Origin of the sequence: Tepidiforma sp., from assembly GCF_026419595.1 — a bacterium.
Classification (GTDB): Bacteria; Chloroflexota; Dehalococcoidia; order Tepidiformales; family Tepidiformaceae; genus Tepidiforma.
This window is the reverse complement of record NZ_JANZZD010000087.1, coordinates 304-782: the sequence shown is the minus strand read 5'-3', so window position 1 is coordinate 782 and position 479 is coordinate 304. Positions and strand designations below refer to the sequence as shown.

At 64.5% G+C, this 479-nt stretch carries 1 pseudogene; it reads left to right on the top strand.

The features are described from left to right. Window positions 1-56: 56 nt before the first annotated feature. Window positions 57-479, top strand: a pseudogene (locus tag N2041_RS14480) (hypothetical protein); the annotation flags it as partial.

The following is a 479-nucleotide window of genomic DNA, read 5'->3' as shown; positions in this document are numbered from 1 at the left end:
TGCGTGGAGACATCTCCGCGCTCTCGCCTGCGGAGCGGGCGAAGTACTACGTCCAGATGTGCGAGTCGCTGGGGCTGACTGCAGCGACGCAGCCGTTCGCGATCTTGCGGCTCAACGGCAAAGAGATCTTGTATCCAACGCGCGGCGCGACCGATCAACTCGCGGCGATCCACAAACTCAACCGCGAGATCATCGACGGACCGAAGGTCATCGACGTTGCGGGGACGAAGATGATCTACGCGATGTGTCGCGCGACCCACCCGAACGGGCGCAGCGAAACCGCAGTCGCAACCGTCCCCGTCAGCGATCCGCTCAACGCGCTGATGAAGGCCGAGACGAAGGCGAAGCGTCGCGCGACGCTCTCGATCCTCGGACTCGGCATGCTCGACGAGTCGGAGCTCGACACGATCCCCGAACGGGCACGCGTCGAGGTTGCGCCGCCTGCAGTTGCGGAGATCAACGCAGTGCAGGCAGCTGTC